At 72.6% G+C, this 1,067-nt stretch carries 1 protein-coding gene; it reads left to right on the top strand.

The window, feature by feature from the left end; genetic code table 11:
* Positions 1 to 48 precede the first annotated feature (48 nt).
* The coding region (locus ACFU99_RS44445) for a SufD family Fe-S cluster assembly protein (protein ID WP_384404600.1) at positions 49 to 1,067 on the top strand (1,019 nt) is incomplete at its 3' end.

The following is a 1,067-nucleotide window of genomic DNA, read 5'->3' as shown; positions in this document are numbered from 1 at the left end:
CGACCTCCCCGACCTCCCCGACCTCAGAAAGCGAGTGTCCAGACAGCCATGGCTGAGGCCAGGAAAATCCCCGCGGGCTCCACGACCGCCGGCTCCGTCCAAGTGACCGCCGAGTCCACCGTCGCCACCCGGATGAGCGCTCCCCCGTCCTACGACGTGGCCGACTTCCCCCTCCCCCACGGCCGCGAGGAGGAGTGGCGCTTCACCCCCCTCGGACGGCTCAAGGGCCTGCACGACGGCACGGCCACCCCAGTCGGCGAGTGCGCGACGGTCGAGGTCAGCGCCCCCGCGGACGTCACCGTCGAGACGGTCGGCCGTGACGACGCGCGGCTCGGCGCGGCGGGCACACCAGTGGACCGGGTGGCCGCCCAGGCGTACAGCGCGTTCGAGAAGGCGACGGTCGTGACCGTCCCCGAGGAGACGGTCCTCGGCGAGCCGGTCCGGATCACGGTACGCGGCCGGGGCGGCACCTCCTTCGGCCACCAGGTCGTGGAGCTCGGCGCGTTCGCCGAGGCCGTCGTCGTGATCGAGCACACCGGCTCCGGCGTGCTCGCGGCCAACGTCGACTACGTCCTCGGCGCGGGCACCAAGCTCACCGTCGTGTCCGTGCAGGACTGGGACGACAAGGCCGTACACGTCGCCCAGCACAACGCGCTCGTCGGCCGGGACGCCCGTTTCACGTCGACGGTCGTCACCCTCGGCGGCGACGTCGTACGGCTCCACCCGCGCGTCTCCTACCAAGGGCCCGGCGGCGAAGCCGAGCTCTACGGCCTGTACGTCACCACCGCCGGCCGCCACCACGAGCACCGCCTCCTCGTCGACCACACCGCCCCGCACTGCCGCTCCAACGTCGCCTACAAGGGCGCGCTGCACGGCGACGGGGCCCACGCCGTCTGGATCGGCGACGTCCTCATCCAGTCGCCCGCCACCGGTACGGACACGTACGAGCTGAACCGCAACCTGGTCCTCACCGACGGGGCGCGCGTCGACTCGGTCCCCAACCTGGAGATCGAGACCGGCGAGATCGTGGGGGCCGGGCACGCCTCGGCGACCGGCCGGTTCGACGA

It is taken from the genome of Streptomyces sp. NPDC057654 (assembly GCF_042800135.1).
Taxonomy (GTDB): domain Bacteria; phylum Actinomycetota; class Actinomycetes; order Streptomycetales; family Streptomycetaceae; genus Streptomyces.
This window is presented reverse-complemented; position numbering and strand designations above follow the sequence as displayed.